General features: G+C 59.7%; 11 protein-coding genes and 1 pseudogene. 8 read left to right on the forward strand and 4 right to left on the reverse strand.

Going from position 1 to position 19,565, the window contains the following annotated elements:
* The first annotated feature begins 60 nt into the window (after positions 1-60).
* From JFT91_RS15890 to JFT91_RS15910, 5 genes and pseudogenes are all read left to right on the forward strand, one after another.
* A pseudogene (locus JFT91_RS15890) lies at positions 61-3,224 on the forward strand (hybrid sensor histidine kinase/response regulator).
* Between the two features lie 22 nt (positions 3,225-3,246).
* Entirely contained in the window at positions 3,247-3,894 is a 648-nt protein-coding gene (locus JFT91_RS15895; RefSeq protein ID WP_201232980.1) for a response regulator, read from the forward strand.
* A gap of 109 nt (positions 3,895-4,003) precedes the next feature.
* Positions 4,004-4,600, forward strand: a complete 597-nt coding sequence (locus tag JFT91_RS15900) for a fimbrial protein (protein ID WP_123462404.1) — start codon at positions 4,004-4,006, stop codon at positions 4,598-4,600.
* Between the two features lie 72 nt (positions 4,601-4,672).
* Positions 4,673-5,422 carry a fimbrial biogenesis chaperone gene (locus JFT91_RS15905; protein ID WP_201232982.1) on the forward strand — a complete coding sequence of 250 codons (750 nt, stop codon included), beginning with the start codon at positions 4,673-4,675 and terminating at the stop codon, positions 5,420-5,422.
* 85 nt (positions 5,423-5,507) lie between these two features.
* Positions 5,508-8,000 (forward strand): fimbria/pilus outer membrane usher protein, encoded by a 2,493-nt coding sequence (locus JFT91_RS15910; RefSeq protein ID WP_201232984.1) that lies wholly within the window; start codon positions 5,508-5,510, stop codon positions 7,998-8,000.
* Positions 8,001-8,130: 130 nt separating this feature from the next.
* Here the strand turns inward: JFT91_RS15910 and JFT91_RS15915 are convergent, their stop codons facing one another.
* The 3 genes from JFT91_RS15915 to JFT91_RS15925 form a co-directional block, all read right to left on the reverse strand.
* Complete coding sequence (locus tag JFT91_RS15915) at positions 8,131-11,805, reverse strand: translocation/assembly module TamB domain-containing protein (RefSeq protein WP_201232986.1); 3,675 nt, start codon at positions 11,803-11,805, stop codon at positions 8,131-8,133.
* Complete coding sequence (locus tag JFT91_RS15920; RefSeq protein ID WP_201226397.1) at positions 11,802-13,529, reverse strand: autotransporter assembly complex protein TamA; 1,728 nt, start codon at positions 13,527-13,529, stop codon at positions 11,802-11,804. The genes JFT91_RS15915 and JFT91_RS15920 overlap by 4 nt, the downstream gene beginning before the upstream one ends.
* Before the next feature lie 66 nt (positions 13,530-13,595).
* Positions 13,596-14,246, reverse strand: a complete 651-nt coding sequence (locus tag JFT91_RS15925) for a GNAT family N-acetyltransferase (RefSeq protein WP_201232988.1) — start codon at positions 14,244-14,246, stop codon at positions 13,596-13,598.
* 297 nt (positions 14,247-14,543) lie between these two features.
* On the opposite strand from JFT91_RS15925, the gene xthA reads away from it, so the two are divergent.
* Both xthA and JFT91_RS15935 read left to right on the forward strand, forming a co-directional pair.
* Positions 14,544-15,356: an exodeoxyribonuclease III gene (xthA, locus tag JFT91_RS15930; RefSeq protein ID WP_201232990.1), complete on the forward strand. Its 813-nt coding sequence runs from the start codon at positions 14,544-14,546 to the stop codon at positions 15,354-15,356.
* Between the two features lie 269 nt (positions 15,357-15,625).
* Positions 15,626-16,960, forward strand: a complete 1,335-nt coding sequence (locus JFT91_RS15935) for a substrate-binding domain-containing protein (protein WP_201232991.1) — start codon at positions 15,626-15,628, stop codon at positions 16,958-16,960.
* Positions 16,961-17,082: 122 nt separating this feature from the next.
* Here JFT91_RS15935 and JFT91_RS15940 read toward each other — a convergent pair whose 3' ends face one another.
* Positions 17,083-18,312: an acyl-CoA dehydrogenase gene (locus tag JFT91_RS15940; protein ID WP_201232992.1), complete on the reverse strand. Its 1,230-nt coding sequence runs from the start codon at positions 18,310-18,312 to the stop codon at positions 17,083-17,085.
* Positions 18,313-18,498: 186 nt separating this feature from the next.
* On the opposite strand from JFT91_RS15940, the gene JFT91_RS15945 reads away from it, so the two are divergent.
* The gene (locus tag JFT91_RS15945) at positions 18,499-19,428 is read left to right on the forward strand and encodes a LysR family transcriptional regulator (protein ID WP_016986544.1); all 930 of its coding nucleotides are present in this window, start codon (positions 18,499-18,501) and stop codon (positions 19,426-19,428) included.
* Positions 19,429-19,565 lie beyond the last annotated feature (137 nt).

A 19,565-nucleotide genomic window follows, 5' to 3' on the forward strand; every position in this document is an offset into this window, starting at 1 on the left:
GCTCGCTACCGAGGTCACTGTGTCCCAAGGCTGCCCCATCACCGCTGGTCAGGCGCTGTAATGCCGCATACCAATGCATTTCTGGACAAACTGGCCAGCAGTTCGCTGCGGTTGAACAAAAGTCTGCTGCTGCTCGGCGCCCTTGTATTGCTGCTTTTGGGCATCAGCTATCTGGGGTACAGCGCATGCTCGAAGAGCAGCGCGACACCCTGCAGTTTCACTTCGCCCGGCTGATGGAAAATATCCATGAGCAGGAAGTGTTCCTGCGCGATATCTCCCAGGCCAGTGCCAAGGGTCAATATTTTCCTTTGGTGGTGTTGCCCACTTATTCGCAAAAACTGCTGCCAGAAGAAGGCCCGAATGTCTATGAAGGTCGCGGCTTGCCGTTTTCACTGCCGTTCAGCGTAAAGATCGATCCGCAGAGAATCGCCGCCGACCAATACCCCAAGGTTTTCGCGCTGGGTAGTTATCTGGCCGCCTACTACAGCGCGTTCTGGGCGGCATCGCACTATCAGTCGCCGCAAGTGATCCTGCTCAATGGCCCCGACAACTTCGACGTGGCCGTGCCCTCCGCCGGGCGCTTGCGCGGTGCAGGCCCGATGCAGATCGGCGCGTTTGCCCAAGTCATGAGCCAGGTGAACCAGCATGCACGCGAGCAGTCATCAGTCGCTGATCATCAAGTGCATTGGGTGCCCTACCCGTCTACTCAGGACAACGAGTCAACGCCGACGCTGCTGGCCTACGTCAGGATCAATCTGCTCCAGCCTATGCAGGCCATCGAGGGCGCCGATTCCTGGGTGGTGCTCGGCACGTTGCTGAAACTGTCCCAGGTCAACAACATCGAGCGATTGATGGAGTGGTCGATCTACGATGACTTCACCTTGATCACCCCGGCCGGCGTGGTCTTGACCGGCGCACAGAGATCCGACCAGGAACTGGATGAGGGGATAAATTTCGACCGTGACGGCCTGGTGTTCAAACTGAGCAGCCCCGGCGCACAGCACTGGACCGCGATCTACGTCATCAGCCTGCGCAGTTTTCTCAGCTATGCGCTGTGGCCATTGCTGTGCCTCGTGGCGGTGGTGCTGGCGTTGCTTGGTTGCGGTCGGGCCATCAACCGCTGGTACACCGCACGCGTGATCATCCCCGCGCAAAGTGCGCACGCGAGCATCGCCGAAAGCGAGGCCTTCAGCCGTGCGGTGATCGACACCGCACCGACCGGCCTCTGTGTGATTCGCCGCAGCGATCACCACGTGCTCCTGGAAAACCAGCGCGCCCAGCAATGGCACGACAGCAGCCGTTTGATGAGCCTGCTCAAGTCACACAGCGAGTCCGGCCATGCCGATCTCGAGATCGACGGGCGTCATCTGCATCTGGCTTTCGTCTCGACGCGCTATCAAGGCCAGGATGCCTGGTTGTGTGCGTTGCATGACGTGACCCGGCATATCGAAGACGCCGCCGCCCTGGAAGAAGCCCGTCAGGCCGCCGACTCGGCCAACCAGGCCAAGAGCCGCTTCCTCGCCACCATGAGCCATGAAATTCGTACCCCGCTCTACGGCGTGCTGGGCACCCTCGAATTGCTCGGGCTGACACCGCTCGCCCCACGCCAGCAGGATTATCTGGACACCATCCAGCGTTCCTCCGCCAGCCTGTTCAAGCTGATCAGCGATGTGCTGGATGTGTCGAAGATCGAGGCCGGGCAAATGACCCTTGAGCTTCAGGACTTCTGCCCACTGGAGCTGACTGAAGATGTCGTGCGTACTTACAGCGCATTTGCCCGCGCCAAAGGCCTGCAACTGTATGCCTGCATCGATTCGGGCTTGCCGGATCAACTGCGCGGTGACCCGTTGCGCATCCGCCAGATCCTCAACAACCTGCTGAGCAACGCGATCAAGTTCACCGACAACGGTCGCGTGGTGCTGCGCGTGCGCGTGTTGCAAAACGCCGCTGGCAGCGCCGAAGTGCAATGGCAGGTCAGCGATTCGGGCATGGGGATTTCCCAAGCGCAGCAACAGCAATTGTTCGACCCGTTCTATCAGGTCAACGACGCCGACAGTCAGGCCGGCGCGGGTCTGGGCCTGGCCATTTGCAAATGGTTGTGCGAGTTGATGCACGGCCAGTTGAGCGTGGTCAGTGAACCCGGACTGGGCAGCAGTTTTACCCTGCAACTCTCGCTGGAGAACGTGCCGGGCGCATTGGCCGATTGCCCCGCCTTCGTGGAAGGCAGCGCCGCCGTTTATGTACGTGCACCGATCAGCGAACTGGCGCTGCAGCTGATGGCCTGGCTCAACCGTTTTGGTCTGGATTGCCGCTTGGTGACGACCGAGATGCCACCACTCTCGGCGCTACTGGTGGACCTCACCCCGCTCGACAATGCCCCGCACTGGAGCGGGCCACGGATCGTCGCTTTGTCGGGCGGCCCAAATCCGGCGCAACTGAATGGCCCCGACTGGACGGTCGACGCCAACGATGTCCGCGCGATTGCCTGGGCTATTTATCTGGCACAACACGGCGCCAATGCGCAGCGCTCAGCCGCGTTGCAAGCAAAGACCCGCCCACTGAATCTGCAGGTGCTGGTGGCCGAAGACAACGTGATCAACGCGGCGATCATCAAGGAACAACTGGAAGCCCTCGGCTGCTCGGTGATCGTCGCCGTGAATGGCGAACAAGCCTTGGCGCAGTGGGTGCCCGGCCGCTTCGATCTGCTGCTGACCGACGTCAACATGCCGGTCATGAACGGCTACCGACTGGCCGAAGCGGTGCGCCAACAGGACGCAACGCTGCCGATCATCGGCGTCACCGCCAACGCCCTGCGCGAAGAAGGCGAACGCTGCGCCGCCGTCGGCATGAACGCGTGGATGGTCAAGCCGCTGAACCTTGCCACCCTGCGTACGCAACTTGAGCAACATTGCAAAATCGCTGTGGCCCCCGTTATCGATACCCCGCCGTCGCTATCTGCAAAAATGCGCGAGTTGTTTGTCACCACCCTGCGCCAGGATATTCAGACCACCCTGGCGGCACTGGATGCGGCCGACGCCAACAGCGTGGCGCAGCAACTGCACGGCATGGCGGGGGCGCTAGGGGCAGTGCAGATCAACGTCTTGGCCAGCGCGTTTGTCGAGCTGGAATGTCGCTTGACCGGCATGGCCGTGACGCCCGCTCTGGCCGTGGCGGTGCGACAAAATCTGACGCGGCTGCAAGATCTGCTCGACTCCCTCGAATAACTTCACTCTGGATAAATCACTCATGGAAACCTTCAACGTTGTCATTGCCGATGATCATCCCATCGTGCTGCTGGGGGTGCGGGAACTGGTCGAGCGTGACCAACGCTTTCGCGTGGTGGGCGAAGCGGTAGGCTCCGATGAGCTGATCAAGCTGCTGGAGACCAAGCCTGTAGATCTGTTGATCACCGACTTCAACATGCCTGCCGATTCGACCTACGGTGACGGCCTGAAACTGGTGGAGTACCTGATAAGGCACTTTCCCAAGGTTCGGGTATTGGTACTGACCATGATTTCCAATCCGTTGATCCTGACGCGCCTGCAGGAACTGGGTGTGCTGGCAGTCATTCAGAAAAACCAGTTGCACGACGAAATCGAGACCGCACTCAAAGCCATCGCCAAAGGCAACCCGGTGCGCTGGCAGGCACCCGCGCCGACATCCGTAGTGAACGACGGCGCTGATCTGGATGAACGGTTTTCCCGGTTGTCGCCCAAGGAGCATGAAATCCTGCGCTTGTTCGTTCAGGGCCAGGGCGTCAACGACATTGCCCGTTACTTGAACAGAAGTGCTAAAACCATCAGTACGCAAAAAATATCGGCAATGCGCAAACTTGAAGTCTGCAGTGATCAGGACTTATTGGCTTATTGCATAGAGCGCAACTTGTTTAACTAACAGGTAATGACACCCTAGTTAAAGACGACTTCTAGGAATCGTCTGATATTCCAGCAAAAGTTCGCGCTATATCGTGTTGTTGTTTTAACCCCAACCATTGGAAAACAACATGAAAAAGCTGACTCGCGCACTTCTCGCCCTTTCGATCATTGCCGCTACCGGCAACGCTCTGGCAGAAGATCCACCGGCCCCAACCCCGACCAAGGCTGGCAGCGGCACCATCAACTTCACCGGCACCATCAACAACGATGCCTGCTCGGTTGAAGGCGCCGGAAGCAACAAAACCATTTCGGTCAACATGGGCGAAGTGTCGATCAAGGACATGGGCACCGCCACTGCACCTAAAGGCAACGGCACCCTGAGCGCCGAAAACTTCGACATGAAGATCAACTGCAACGCCGGCACAAAAGTGGCGATGATCTTCGAACCGACCAAGGGCGCAGGTTCGGGCATCGTGGCCGGGACCAAAGTACTGAAGCTGATCGACGGCCTCGGCGCTGCGAAGAACATTGGTATCGCCTTGCTCGACTCCAATGGCGCGTTGATCGACCTGAGCTCGCCATCCACCGCGAAGATCGAAAACACCCTGCAAGACAGCAACACCACGCTGAAATTCTCGGCCGCCTACGTCACCACCGCCGACGTGGCAACCGCCGTTGCCGGTCGTGGCGACGCCACCCTGCCGTTCACCCTGCAATACGAATAACCCGCGCGAATGCTCGAGCCCGGTGCGGGGCCACGCGGCCCCGCGCTTTCAATCACTTGCGCGGTAACCATCATGTTTTATCGACACTCACTGTCCTTTTGTGCAGGCCTGCTGGGCCTGTTCGTGGTCAATCAGGCCACCGCCGGCATTTCCTTGAGCAGCACCCGTCTGGTCTTCGACGGCCAGAACAAGGAAGCCGGAATCACCGTGCGTAACAGCGGTGCAGATGTACTGATTCAGTCATGGATCGACACCGATTCCGGTGAAACTGCCGCGGCCCCCTTTGCCGTCACTCCGCCCCTGGTGCGCGTCAGCGGCGACGAACAGCAGATCTTGCGGGTGATCTACGAAGGCGCGGGCATGCCGACCGACCGCGAGTCGGTGGTCTGGCTCAACGTGCAGGAAATTCCCCAGTCGGCGAAATCCGCCAACACTTTGCAGTTGGCCGTGCGCCAGCGCATCAAGGTGTTCTTCCGCCCCTCGGGACTGAAAAACAATGCCTACCTGGCACCGAGCGAATTGACCTGGCGCTTGGCCGAACGCGCCGGTAAACGAGTACTGGTGGTGAACAACCCTGGCCAGTATCACGTGTCGATTGCCGATATCACCCTGCAATCCGGCGCAGGCAGCGAACACCCTTTCGATTCGATGATGATCGCCCCCGGCGAACAGAAAGAGTTCAGCCTCGAACAACTTCACAACGCCAATACAGTTCGCCTGTTATTCAGCAGCATTAATGACTATGGCGCCCAAGACCGTTATGCCGCGCAACTTTCGAACAATGTCGATACCCGCGCCAGTCTGAATAAAGAAGCGCCATAACTTCCGTGCCGCTGCCACAGCCGCACTTTCACTGTATTTCTCTTCGCTCCGTTAGTTCGTATCGGAGGTGATATAGGGTTCCTGCATGTTTTTACTCAAGCGCGACGGATTGGCGCCTTTTTCAATGGCCCTGGTGTTCAGTTGCACCTGCCTGGCCGACGACGAAGAACAATTCAATACATCGTTTCTGCAAGGCGCCCCCTCTTCTGTTGACCTGCAATCACTGCTCGCCAGCAGTCGCGTGTTACCCGGCATTTACCGGGTCGACCTCTACGGCAACGAGACGCTGGTCGGCCGTCGCGATATCGACTTCCGGCGCCACCCGGGCACGGGCAAGGTCGAGGCCTGCCTGACCCTTGAAATGGTGCAGCAACTGGGGGTCGACATCGGCAAACTGCAAGCCAGCGGCAAACTGGCCGCTGATGACTCTGACGCCTGCATCGACTTGTCCGCCCTGATCGATCATGCCAGCGTGCGTTACGACGTGCCGCGTCTGCGACTGATGGTCAGCGTGCCGCAAAGCGCTATGGAACGTGGCCGCCGTGGTTATGTTGACCCGACGCTATGGGACGAAGGCGTGCCCGCCGCGTTCATCAACTATCAGTTAAGCAGCAGCCGTAACAGCACCCAGGCTGACAACACCCTGTCCAACAACCTCGGCTTGCGCAACGGGATCAACCTCGGTGGCTGGCGCTTACGCAACGAGTCGAACTTCAACAGCAGCACCGGCCGCCCCAGCACGTTCAAAAGCAACCGCAGTTACCTGCAACATGACGTGACCGCCGTGAAAGGCCAGTTCAGCGCCGGGGATATTTTCTCCGACGCCGACCTGTTCGACAGCGTGCGCTATCGCGGCCTGAAACTGGCGTCCGACGACGGCATGCGTGCCGACAGCGAGCGCGGTTATGCGCCGGTGATTCGTGGCATTGCGCAGTCCAGCGCGACCGTGGAGATTCGCCAGAACAACTACATCCTCTACACCGCCAACGTGCCGCCGGGGCCGTTCGAGATCAACGATATCTATCCCAGCGGTTCCAATGGCGACCTGGAAGTGACGATTATCGAAGCCGATGGTCGACGCCGGGTAACGGTGCAAGCATTTTCCAGCCTGCCGATCATGGTCCGTAAGGGCCAGCTGAAGTACAGCGTCTCGGCCGGCCAGTACAACAGCAACAGCGAGGATCAGCAGACCCCGCAGTTTGTCAGCAGCACACTGGCGTATGGCATCAGCAGCAACTTGTCCGGGATCGTCGGTGTGCAGGCGACGGACAATTTCAAGGCGTTGTCCGTCGGGGCCGGTCGCAATACCGCCATCGGTGCGATCTCACTGGACTTGACCCACTCAATGAGCAACACCTTCGGCGAAACGGTCACCGGTAACAGTTTGCGCGCGCTGTATGCGAAAACGTTCACCGGCACCGACACCAACTTCACCCTCGCCGCCTACCGTTACTCGACCGAGGGCTATCGCACCCTCACAGAGCACGTCGAGGAGTTGAGCCGCGATGGCCAGCAACGCAGCGGCAACTCGAAAACCCGCACCGACCTGACCGTCAACCAGAGCCTGGGGCGCAACCAGGAATTTGGCAGCGTCTACGTGAATGCCAGTGACCAGCGTTACTGGGGACGCGGCGGTTCGCAAAGCCTGTCGGCCGGGTACAGCAACTATTGGGGGGATGTGAGTTACAACATCGGCGCCACCTACTCCAAAGATGTCGGCAATTACGGGCCGGCGAACAACGACACACTGATCAACCTGTCTGTGTCGTTCCCGCTGGGTTCCAAGCCACGTGCACCACGGGCCTTTGTCTCGGCCAGCACGCAGAAATCCAGCGATACCACGCAGATGGGCATCAACGGCTACCTGTCGGAAAACAGCGACACCTATTACTCGGTACAAGCCGGCAACAGCAGCACCGGCGGCAGCTCTGGCTCGGTCAACCTCAGCACCCGCACCTCGGTGATGGATATCAGTGCCGGCTACAGTCAGGGCCGCGGTTACAACTCGCAGAACCTTAACCTGGCAGGTTCGATCGTCGGCCACCGCGGCGGGATCAACCTTGGACAAACCGTGGGCGAGACATTCGCGCTGGCGCAGGTCGAAGGTGTGGAAGGGGTGAAAATCGGCAGCTTTACCGGGGCCGAGACAGGCAGTAACGGCTTCGCCGTGGTACCCAATGCGCAGCCCTATCGCGTGAACTGGATCAACCTCGACACCCGCGACCTGGGCGGCGATATCGAGATCGACAATGCGACCCGCCAAGTGGTGCCACGCCGTGGTGCGGTAGTGCTGGCGCGTTACACCAGCAAGACCGGACGCCGCGTGCAGTTCGCCTTGTTCGACGCGCAACACCAGCCGATCCCGTTTGGCGCCTCGCTGGAGGACAGCGCCGGCAAGCAACTGGCGATCTCCGACCCCGGCGGCAAGGCACTGGCGCTGGTAGAAGCCGACGCCGGTACCCTGACCATCAACTGGCAGAACCAGCGCTGCGAAGCGACCTATGCCTTGCCGGAACGCAACAAGGCGCTGAACTACGAGCGGGCCTCGTTGGTGTGCCGCTCGCCAGTGGCTGACTGAGAAGACACCATCGCTGGCAAGCCAGCTCCCACAGGGTTTGTGTCGTACAAAACATTGATGTACGGCAGAGAAACCTGTGGGAGCTGGCTTGCCAGCGATTGAAGCGACTCAGTTCAGGACAAAGCGCGACCTAGAAATCGCGCTTGTAGAAGATATCCAGCGAGCTGGCGACGCCGCTGGCAGCTTCGACATACACCTTCTTGCTCAGTTTGTAGCGCAGCGCAATGGTGCTGGCCGGCTCGAACACACCAACGCCGTAACGCAAACTGAGCTTCTCGGAGATGTTGCCGCTGGCGACCACGCTGGTGGTGTTGCCGCTACCCGCCGTGTCGAGCTGGAAGTCCTGAATTCCCAGATCTTTGGCCAGACTGCTGGTGACCCCGGAGCTGCCCATCAAGCCCAGGCCCAATGCTGCTTGCGCAAGCATGTTGTTGTCTTCGCCGTTGGTGCTCAGCGGACGGCCGAGTACCAGATAGGACAACGCCTGTTCCTGGCTCATCGCCGGCTCGGAGAAGATCTGCGTGGTGGGTTGCTCGGCGCTGCCACTGAGGCGAATACCGGCGATCACGTCGTCGGTCTGGCGAATCGCTTCAATGTCCAGATACGGCTGATCGATGGGCCCGGCGAACAACAGACGCGCGCGGCGCACCGACAGGCGCTGGCCGTAGGCACTGTAGCGGCCGTCGTTGAGCCACAGCTCGCCACGGGTGTCCATGTTGTCGCCGATGTGTACATGACCTTGCACGTTGGCGGTCAGACCAAAACCGGCGAAGGCGAGTTTGTCATCACCGACCACCACGTCGATGTCCATTTTCATCGCCATCGGTGGTTTGCCCTCTTCGGTCTGAGCACCGACGATGATCGTGTCATCGGAGACTTTCACCGTCGATGGCGGCAATTCACGCACGGTGATTTCGCCTCGCGGCACCAGTACTTTACCGGCAATCTTCAACTCATCACCGGCCATGGAGATCTTCAGGTCCGGTGCCACTTCCAGCTTGGCATACGGCTCGACCGTGACCGGCAATTGCGTGCCCTTGAGCGTCAGATCGACCATCAGCGCCTGGCCCCAAGCGACATTCCCGGTCAAGTTGCCCTGCCCGCTCTTGCCACTTTTCCAGCCGCCATCGAGGCGCACCGATTCGCCGGCAATCACGGCGGTGAGTTGTAGATTCTGCAACTCCATGGGCAATTCGGCACCGGACACTTCGCCGTCACTGAGTTGCACGGTGCCGTTGACCAGTGGCGCCAGCAGGCCGCCGGAAATCGTGCCGCTACCGTTGAGGCGTCCAGTGAGTTTTTCGACCATCGGCACAAACGGCCGCGCCACCGACAGATCCAGCCCGCTGAGACGGAACGAGCCGCTCAGCGGTTTGTTTTTCGGCAGCGGATTGAGTTGCGCCTGCACCATCAACTCGCCGAGTTTGCCGCCGACGAAGTTGAGTTCAGTGTCGACGCGCTTAGGCGTGAGTTTGCTGGTGAGTTTCAACGTCTGGTACGGAAAGTCCAGCCACTGATCCTTTTCCTTCATGCGCAAGGTGCCACCGCTGGCGTCGATACTGACCACGCCGTTCGGGCCGCTGGCCGGCAGGTCCAGTTGCAGATCGGCGTTGAGCTTGCCCTGCCAGGCGAAATCTTTCGGCAGCCACTGCGCGAGGCTTTCAATCGGGAACTGCTTGAGGTGATAGCGCAGCTTCGGCTCCGGCATCAGCCGTTGGTCTTCACCGCACAGGCTGGCACTGCCGGACATCCAGCAATGCGCGCCGAAGTTGATCTTGCCATCAGCGAGGCGCTCAAGTTTGGCCGGGTTTTGCAGTTTCCAGTCCTGACCACCGGCCTGAATGTCACCGCTGGCCAGGCGACCGCGCCAGTTGCCCTTGTCGAGATTGCCGTCGAGACCGAGGGCCAGTTTCAGCTTCGGCCCGATCAGGTCGAGGCTGAGTTTCTGGTTCTTGATGTCGCCCTGCGCACTGGCCGTCAGCGTACCCAACGAGGTGTCACCGGCCTGAATGCCGCTGCCCTTCAAATCAATCTTCGCCCGTTGCGCGCTGTCGAGCGTGGCGTCGAGGTTGAGGCTTTGCAGGCGATTGTCCTGGAAGGCCAGTTGCGAACCTTGCAGGCCAAGTTTGCCCTGCGGTGCTTTCAAGGTACCGGCGACGTCGACGCGGCCATTGATCTGCCCGCGCAGCTCTGGCCAAAGCTGAGCCAGACGCGCGAGTTTGATGTCGATCTGCCCGGTGAGTTTCTGTTGCAGGCTGCCCTTGCCGCTGATGCTGTTGTCGCCGAGGCGGATTTGCAGGGCATTGAGGTTCCACTGTTCGCCCGCGCCGTCAGCCTTGGCCTGGAGGATCGCCGGTTGCCCGCGCAGTTTGCCTTTGAGGTCGAGATCGGCGGTGAGGCTCAGGCGTTCATTCTTCATTTCGCCTTTGCTTTTCAACGGCCCGGCCAAGGTGCCCGGCAGTTCTGCAACCCAGTACGCCGGATTGAGCGCTGACAGGTCCAGCGCCGTGTCCCAGGCAATGCCGTCGGCAAACTGTACGTTGACGTGACCTTCAGCCTTGCCCTGCCCGGCTTCCATTTTCAATTGCGGCAAGGCGATCTGTTTCAGATTGCCGCTGAACGGACTGCTCAGGCTGAATGCTCCCGCCGGGCCATCCAGTGCGGCGGCAAAGTTACCGAGGTATTGGCCGTCGGTGTAGGAAACCTCACCAGTGAAGGTACGCAAGGCAACTTGCGGCTCGTCGATTTCGTTGTAGAGGCGATGCCACGGAAAGTCCTGCCAGTTGATACTGGCCTGGGCGCTGAGGCCCTTGCTCCAATCGACGTTGCCGGTGAGTTTGAGGCTTTGCTTGTCGTTGGCCGTCAGGTCGAGGCCGGCGATCTGCGCGCCGCTGGCGTCGACTTTACCGTTGAGCAAAAGCGCCACCGGGCCTTTATCGGCGGGCAGCGTGGCATTGCCATTCAATTGATAACCGTTTTTCAGGTTGCCTTCGCCAGTCAGCACCAACTGATTGAGTTGCAGCGTATCCGGCAGATCAGCGCTCGGCTTGAAGGCCTCACTGGTGATGCGCACCTTGGCCGGGAGGTTTTCCACCAGCGGTTGCAACTCGCCGCTCAACTGGCCGTCGAGGTAGCCGTGGCTGTCGGCGTGCAGGTTGAGGGTTTTCAGCAGGTCGCCGTCGATTTTCAGCGCCAGCGTCCAGGGATCAGTGCTTGGCGACGGCAGGGTCAAGTCGCCGGTGATGTTCAGCGGCCAATTGCCGGTCGGTGCGAGTGTTCCGGACAGGTTCAGGCTGAGGTCGTCGCGCTGCAATTTGATGCTTTCAATCTGCATGCCTTGGGCTGTCCAGTGCGCCGCCAGTTGCAAACCTTTGAGCTGCTCACTGCCGTTGAACAACAGGCTGCCGACCTGCACGTCGCCCAACTCGATGGCCACCGGCAATTGCAGATCCGGCAGTTTGATCGGACCGCTGTCAGTCGTCTCATCGCTCGGCGGGAATTGCACAATGACCTGATCAGCCTTGAGCTGTTCGATGCACAAGGTCATGCGCGTCAGGCACAGCGGCGACCAGGCGAAGATCGCCTGGTTCAGTTCGACGCGGCTGCTGTCCTGCTGCCACAACAAATGATCGGCGCTCCATTGTCCACCGAGTCGGCCCTGGAAATTCTCCACCGTCAGGCCTGGCACGAGGCCCAGCACCCAACGGCTGCCAGCCTGCGTGCCGAGCACGGCAGTAATGCTCAGGACAATCAACAACAGCAACGCCAGCAGCGTCAGTGCCGCTATTTTCAAACCACGCTTCACAGCTCAGGCCCCATGGAAAAGTGCAGCCGGATGCCGCCATCGTCGTCGAGTGCGTGGGCCAGGTCGAGGCGGATCGGCCCGACCGGCGAGACCCAGCGCACACCAATACCGACCCCGGTCTTGAGGTTCGGCAGTTCGAGTTTGTTGAAAGAGTTGCCTTGGTCGACGAAGGTCGCCACACGCCACTTTTCGGCGATCGAGTATTGATACTCCACGCTGCCGGCCACCATGTAGCGGCCACCGATGCGGTCGCCGTCGGAGTTTTTCGGCGACAGGCTCTGGTAATCGTAACCGCGCACGCTCTGATCGCCACCGGCGAAGAAACGCAGCGACGGTGGTACCGAGTTGTAGCCATTGGTGGCGCTGCCGCCAACCTGCACACGGCCGAGGAAACGGTGCTTGTCGAACACCGTGGTCAGGCCTTTGACCAACGCCGTGCCATAGACAAGGTTGTTGTCGGAACCGAGGCCTTCCTTCGCCACTTTGCTTTCGAAGCTCAGGCGATAGCCGTTGTGCGGGTCGATGCGATTATCGCTTTTCAGGTACGAGTAACTGATGCCGGGCATCAACAAGGTACTCAGGCCCGAATCGTCGCCCAGCTCGTATTCCTCGCGCTGCCATTTCAGCGAGATCACCCGCTGCCAGCCGCTCGGCAACTTGCTGTGCCATTCCGGGCCGAAGGTCAGCAGCTTGCTCAACGTGTCGGAGCCGTCGATGTCTTCAAATTGATAGCCGCCCGCCCAACGCAATTTGTCGGTGAGTGGCGGATCCAGCGGAATGTCGTAGAACAGGCCGACGTTTTGCCGTGGTGCCGAAAGCTCGGCTTCCCAACCGTAACTGTCGCCTTGCGGGTTGACCCAGTGCCGCGTCCAGTTGGCCTTGACTCGCGGGCCGACGTCGGTCGAGTAACCGAGGCCCAGGCCCATGGTGCGTGGCTTGCGCGTGTCGAGTTTGACCTCGACCGGGATCACATCGTTTTTCGCTGCAGTCGGCGCCGCATCGACGCGGACGCCTTCGAAATAGCCGCTCGATTGCAAGTCGCGGTTGAGTTCGGCGATCAGCTCGGAGTCGTACGGCTCGCCGGCCTTGAACGGCACCATGCGTTGCAACAAGTCCTCATCGAACGGCGTGTCGCCCTCGAAACTGACTTTGCCCAGCGCATAACGCGGGCCGCTTTCGTAGATCAACTCAACGTCGGCGACACCGGCGCGGGGATCGACCAGGAGTTTTTGACTGGTGAAATGGCCACTGAAGAAACCGAAGCGCGAAGCCTGATTCTGAATAATTCTTTTGGCGTCTTCATAGCGCCCATGGTTGAGCGCCGCGCCGGGTTTGAGCGTGTCGCTGTTGGGCACTCGAAAGGATTTCAGCGAGGCCGCCGGGCCGTCGACGCGAATGGTGACGTTGCGCAGGCGAATCGGTTCGCCGGGATCGATGTTCAGCACCAGGCGCGGTTTTTCGCCGCCCTTCACGTTACTTTCGATCTGCGGCTGGTAATAACCCAACGCCTGCGCGGCTTTGCGCGCCTGCTCTTCGGCGCCGCGACTGAAGCGCTGCAAGGCTTCTTCGTCACGATCGCCGAGGCTGCCGATATACCCTTCTATATTGGCCTTGAGTTCGTCGTTGGACGGTTTGATCCGCACGTCCAATTCACTTTGCGCCAGCGCCGCGCAGCTGGTTAACAGCATGAGCACGCCACTGGTAAATCTTCCTGGAAACTTCATAGGCGCGGATGCTATCACGGGCTTGGGAGCGTGATAGAACAGGAAATTTCCCAAGAAGTTCGATTGTTATGCTGTTGCAGTTTGTAACACCTGCGGATTGGCGTGAAAAAACACATGCTCGCGCACCGGCCCGACAGCCACTTCGCCGATCTCTTCGTAGCCCTGTCGTTTATAGAATTCCAGGTAACGCGGGTTGCCGGTATCAAGCACCACGCCTTTCGAGGTTTCGTCCACCGCGCACCAATTGTGTACCGCTGTCAGCAGTTGTTCGCCGAAGTGTTTGCCCTGGAACTGCGGGTGAATCCCCAGCAGCGGCAGCATGTGCACGGAGTCACTGGGCACGCACGCGGCCACGGCATCGTGGTATTCCAGATAACGCCGCGTGCAGCGAAAACCAGTGCTGAGCACCATGCGCAGGCGCCACGCCCAACTTTCGGTGATGCCGAGGCGGCGTTGCGGTGGCGCGATCAGGGCGATGCCGATCAGCCGGTCGTTAACCAGCAGGCCGATGGCCGGCAGATCCTGCAGGAAGTGTTGTTTGACCAACTCGCGAACCGTTGCCCGCACGCGTTGTTCATAGCCGGGGCGCTCGGCTTCGAACAGATAACCGAATGTTGGCTCGTGGCGATAGGCCTGATACAGCAAGGATCGGGCTTCGCGCGAGTAGCCGCGGTCGAGCATATGAATGTCGGCGATGGCGGTCTGGGTTTCAGGCATGACAGTGATTCTCCCCGAGGCGCGTCCAAATGGCGGCGCTCTTGTTGGTACGAACCCTTTTGCGTTGACACAGTTCCCCACAGGTATAGACCAACCATGGATCTTCATCGACTGCGAGGACGCCAATCGCGAGCAGGCTCACTCCTACATTTGGAATGCGTTCCCCTGTAGGAGTGAGCCTGCTCGCGATGGGGCCATTACCGGCAACTCACATCCCACAGGCCAAAATGAGTTCTCCCACACTGGCCCATCTCCCCCATGTCAGCTAGCATCGCCCTTTTGCCAGGACTGCCGACCATGAAGATCGTTTCCTTCAACATCAACGGACTGCGCGCCCGTCCGCATCAGCTGGCAGCGCTGATCGAAAAACACCAGCCAGACGTGATCGGCCTGCAGGAAACCAAGGTCCACGACGACCAGTTCCCGCTGGAAGAAGTCCGCGCCCTCGGCTATCACGTGTATTACCACGGCCAGAAAGGCCATTACGGCGTGGCGATGCTCTCGCGTCAGGAACCAATTGCGATCCACAAAGGTTTCGCCACCGACGAAGAAGATGCCCAGCGCCGCTTCATCTGGGGCACGTTCGCCGACGCCAACGGTGTGTCGGTCACCATCATGAACGGCTATTTCCCACAGGGCGAAAGCCGCGACCACCCGACCAAATTCCCCGCCAAGCAGCGCTTTTATAGCGATCTGCAAGCGCTGCTGGAAAGCCAGTTCCACAATGAACAACCCGTGGTGGTGATGGGCGATGTGAACATTTCTCCGGAAGACTGCGACATCGGCATCGGCCCGGACAACATGAAGCGCTGGCTGAAAACCGGCAAATGCAGCTTCCTGCCGGAAGAGCGCGAGTGGATGGCACGCCTGAAGAATTGGGGCCTGACCGACAGCTATCGTCACCTGAACCCGGACGTGACCGACATGTTCAGCTGGTTCGACTACCGCAGCCGTGGCTTTGAAGATGAGCCTAAGCGTGGGCTGCGCATTGACGTGATTCTGGCGTCCCATGGTTTGCTGCCTCGAGTGAAAGCGGCAGGTGTGGACTATGAATTGCGTGGGATGGAGAAACCTTCGGACCATGCACCGATCTGGCTTGAACTGGCCTGACCTTGAAGCCACCACAGAATCACATTCTGACAATGGGGTTCTTTGGTCGGCTGACCTGTGGCGAGGGGATTTATCCCCGTTGGGTGGCGAAGCCGGCCCCTGCATACTTCCAGACAAATCAGATTTACAGACTCCACGACTGCTTCGCAGCCGAGCGGGGATGAATCCCCTCGCCACAAAGGCTCCTCTACATTGAATCACTGTCATGTTTTGGTCATGCGCCTGACTTAATCTCCCCGGCAATCCCCTTTGCTTGATTCGGTGCCGGCATGACCCTGCGTGTTCTGTGCGTTTTTCTATTGAGTGGATGGCTGACGGTCTCTGCCGCTGCCATGCCGATACCCGAAAACGGCCCGGCGCTGCGCATTCAGGGCTCCAACACGATTGGTGCAGAACTCGGTCCGGCGTTGGTCGAAGGCTTACTGCAAGAGCAGGGCCTGCTGAAAATCCACCGCGAAACTCCGGACACCGCCAACGAACAACGCATCGTCGGCCAGACCACCCAAGGCAAGCGGGTGGTCGTTGAAGTCGCCGCCCACGGTTCCAGCACCGGTTTCACCGCACTGAAAAACGCCAGCGCCGACCTGGCTGCCTCTTCCCGCGAAATCAAAGACAGCGAGTTGCTCAGCCTGCAAGCGCTGGGCGATCTGAAAAATCCCGCCGCCGAACAAGTCATCGCCATCGACGGTCTGGCGATCATTCTGCATCCCGACAATCCGCTGCAGCAACTGGACACCGAGCAACTGGCGCGCATCTTCAGCGGCGAGGTGAAAACCTGGGAAGACCTTGGCGGTCGCGGCGGGGCGATTCATTTATATGCGCGCGATGATCAGTCCGGCACCTACGACACCTTCAAGGAATTAGTCCTCAGTCGCCGTGGGAAGAGTCTGAGTACGTCAGCGAAAAGGTTTGAATCCAGCGAACAATTGTCCGACGCGGTGAGCAGCGATCCGCAAGGCATCGGGTTCATCGGTTTGCCTTACGTGCGTCAGGCCAAAGCCGTGGCGATTGCCGATGGCGCGTCGCAATCGATGTTGCCGCTCAACAGCCTGATCGCCACTGAAGATTATCCGCTGTCGCGGCGGTTGTTCTTCTATCTGCCGCCCGACAGCAACAATCCATGGGCGAAGGCGTTGGTGGTGTTTGCACAAAGTCGTCAGGGCCAGGAAATTGTCGCGCGCAACGGCTTTATCAGTCAGACCGTGCACGCCATGACCGTCGCACCGAATGCGCTGATGCCCGAAGGTTATCAATCCCTCAGCCGTCACGCCCAACGTCTGACGGTGAACTTCCGGTTTGAAGAAGGCAGCGCGAGCCTGGACAACAAGGCACGCCAGGATCTGGCGCGGGTGTTCGACTATATAAAGCGCCAAGACAAAAGCGATCGCGCGGTGACACTGGTGGGCTTTGGCGATGCCAAGGACGACCCGGCACGCGCCGACCTGCTGTCGAAGCTGCGGGCGATGGCCGTGCGGCGGGAGCTGGTGAAGAACGGCGTGGTGTTGCGCGAGGTCCGCGGTTTTGGCGCGTTGATGCCGGTGGCGACCAACAGCGCGGATGAGGGGCGGATCAAGAATCGACGGGTTGAGGTTTGGGTGTATTGAGCCTGATGTTGATGTGTTGAGCCTTTAGGCCTCTTCGCGAGCAGGCTCGCTCCCACAGGTTCTGTGGCGTTCACAAATCCAATGTGGGAGCGAGCCTGCTCGCGAAGGGGGGCGACGCGGTCTTAGTGACCGCTGCGCAGCATTTCCTTCGGCACGTATTTGCCGATCTCGAACTTGCCGATCGCCGCGCGGTGCACTTCGTCCGGGCCGTCGGCCAGACGCAGAGTGCGTTGCATGGCGTACATATAGGCCAGCGGGAAATCGTTCGACACCCCTGCCCCGCCATGGATCTGGATCGCTCGGTCAATGACCCGCAACGCCACATTCGGTGCAACGACCTTGATCTGCGCAATCTCACTCTTCGCGACCTTGTTACCGACGGTGTCCATCATGTACGCCGCTTTCAGCGTCAGCAGGCGCGCCATGTCGATTTCCATCCGCGAGTCGGCGATCTTGTCGACGTTACCGCCCAAACGGGCCAGCGGTTTGCCGAATGCGGTGCGGCTCACCGAACGTTTACACATCAATTCCAGTGCACGCTCAGCCATGCCGATCGAGCGCATGCAGTGGTGAATCCGGCCTGGGCCAAGGCGACCTTGCGCAATTTCAAAGCCGCGGCCTTCACCGAGCAGAACGTTTTCGTACGGCACACGTACGTTGTCGAAGAGCACTTCGGCGTGACCATGCGGTGCATCGTCGTAACCGAATACCGGCAGCGGACGGACGATTTTCACCCCGGGGGTATCGACCGGTACGAGGATCATCGAATGCTGGGCGTGGCGCGGCGCATCGGGGTCGCTCAGCCCCATGAAGATCAGAATCTTGCAGCGCGGATCGCAAGCGCCGGACGTCCACCACTTCTTGCCATTGATCACCCACTCGTCGCCATCACGCACGGCGCGGGCAGCCATGTTGGTGGCGTCGGACGAGGCAACATCCGGTTCGGTCATGGCGAACGCCGAACGGATTTCGCCGCGCAGCAACGGTTCCAGCCAGCGCTGTTTTTGCTCTTCGTTGGCGTAACGCACCAGCACTTCCATGTTGCCGGTGTCCGGCGCAGAGCAGTTGAACGGCTCTGGCCCCAGCAGCGAACGGCCCATGATTTCCGCCAGCGGCGCGTATTCGAGGTTGGTCAGGCCGGCGCCGAGTTCCGACTCAGGCAGAAACAGATTCCACAGGCCTTCGGCTTTGGCCTTGGCCTTGAGTTCCTCCATGATCGCGGTGGGCTGCCAGCGATCGCCTTCGGCAACCTGGCGTTCGAACACGGCTTCGGCCGGGTAAACGTAAGTGTCCATGAACGCGGTCACGCGCTCACGCAGTTCTTGCACCTTGGGCGAATAAGCGAAATCCATGAGCAGCTCCCGATGGTTAAGGCAGTTCTTGAGCAGAGGTTGTTTAGGTCATGCAATCGATGCTAGAACAGCGCTCATAATTTACCTAGCCTATTCTCGGCGTGTATTAACATTCATCACCGATATATGATCGACTGATCGCAAACCCTTAAAACACCCGCCCTTAAAAACAAGAGAAGCCGCGTTATGAATCTGAGCAAGGTCGATCTCAACCTTTTCATCGTCTTCGACGCGATCTACACCGAAGCCAACCTGACCCGCGCCGGGCAGATTGTCGGCATCACTCAGCCGGCGGTGTCCAACGCATTGGCGCGGTTGCGCGAAACCTTCAACGATCCGCTGTTCGTGCGCACGGCTCAGGGCATGGTGCCGACGCCGATGGCACAGAACATCATCGGCCCGGTACGTAACGCGCTGTCGCTGTTGCGGGTGTCGGTTCAGGAAAGTCGCATTTTCAACCCGGCGCAAGCGGTGAAGACCTACCGCATCAGCATGACCGACCTCACTGAAGCAGTGATTCTGCCGCCGCTGTTCCAGCGCCTGCGCCGCTTGGCGCCGACGGTAATCATCGAAAGTTTCTTGTCCAAACGCCGGGAAACCACCAAGGAACTGGCGGCCGGGCGTCTGGATTTCGCCGTGGATGCGCCACTTAACACTGATCCGCAGGTGCGCCACGTCAAGCTGATGGAAGACCGTTACGTCTGTGCGATGCGCAAGGGACATCCGATGGCGGGCAAGGAAAAGCTCTCGCTGGATGATTATCTGTCGCTGACGCATATCCACATTTCCAGCCGCCGCAGTGGCCTGGGTTACGTCGATCTGGCACTGGGCAAAATGGGCATTCAGCGCAAAATCGCCCTGCGCTCGCAGCATTATTTGATGGCGTCGCAGGTGATGCAGCAGACCGACATGGTCATGACCGTGCCGGAACGTTTTGCCCGTCGGCATGAGCTGCAAGCGTTCAATCTGCCGGTGAATGATGTGCCGCCGGTGGAGACTCATCTGTATTGGCATGAAAGCACCGATCAGGACCCGGCGAATCGCTGGATGCGCGAGCAGATGATCGAGCTGTGCCAACAGGTGACCGCGCAGGAGAAGAAGCTCGATAAGGTGTAAGACGTTAAACCGAGGCGCGCCCATCGCGAGCAGGCTCACTCCTACATTTTGAATACGCCCCTGTAGGAATGAGCCTGCTCGCGATGAAGCCCGCAAGAACACCACAGCTGATCCCGCTTGACGTAAACGTCAACCTG

Source organism: Pseudomonas sp. TH08 (assembly GCF_016651275.1).
Classification (GTDB): domain Bacteria; phylum Pseudomonadota; class Gammaproteobacteria; order Pseudomonadales; family Pseudomonadaceae; genus Aquipseudomonas.

Bases quoted from the DNA above. Each gene is read 5' to 3' on its own strand.
- JFT91_RS15895 (WP_201232980.1), top strand. From the start codon at position 3,247: ATGGAAACCTTCAACGTTGTCATTGCCGATGATCATCCCATCGTGCTG.
- JFT91_RS15900 (WP_123462404.1), top strand. From the start codon at position 4,004: ATGAAAAAGCTGACTCGCGCACTTCTCGCCCTTTCGATCATTGCCGCT.
- JFT91_RS15905 (WP_201232982.1), top strand. From the start codon at position 4,673: ATGTTTTATCGACACTCACTGTCCTTTTGTGCAGGCCTGCTGGGCCTG.
- JFT91_RS15910 (WP_201232984.1), top strand. From the start codon at position 5,508: ATGTTTTTACTCAAGCGCGACGGATTGGCGCCTTTTTCAATGGCCCTG.
- JFT91_RS15920 (WP_201226397.1), bottom strand. From the start codon at position 13,529: ATGAAGTTTCCAGGAAGATTTACCAGTGGCGTGCTCATGCTGTTAACC.
- JFT91_RS15925 (WP_201232988.1), bottom strand. From the start codon at position 14,246: ATGCCTGAAACCCAGACCGCCATCGCCGACATTCATATGCTCGACCGC.
- xthA (WP_201232990.1), top strand. From the start codon at position 14,544: ATGAAGATCGTTTCCTTCAACATCAACGGACTGCGCGCCCGTCCGCAT.
- JFT91_RS15935 (WP_201232991.1), top strand. From the start codon at position 15,626: ATGACCCTGCGTGTTCTGTGCGTTTTTCTATTGAGTGGATGGCTGACG.
- JFT91_RS15940 (WP_201232992.1), bottom strand. From the start codon at position 18,312: ATGGATTTCGCTTATTCGCCCAAGGTGCAAGAACTGCGTGAGCGCGTG.
- JFT91_RS15945 (WP_016986544.1), top strand. From the start codon at position 18,499: ATGAATCTGAGCAAGGTCGATCTCAACCTTTTCATCGTCTTCGACGCG.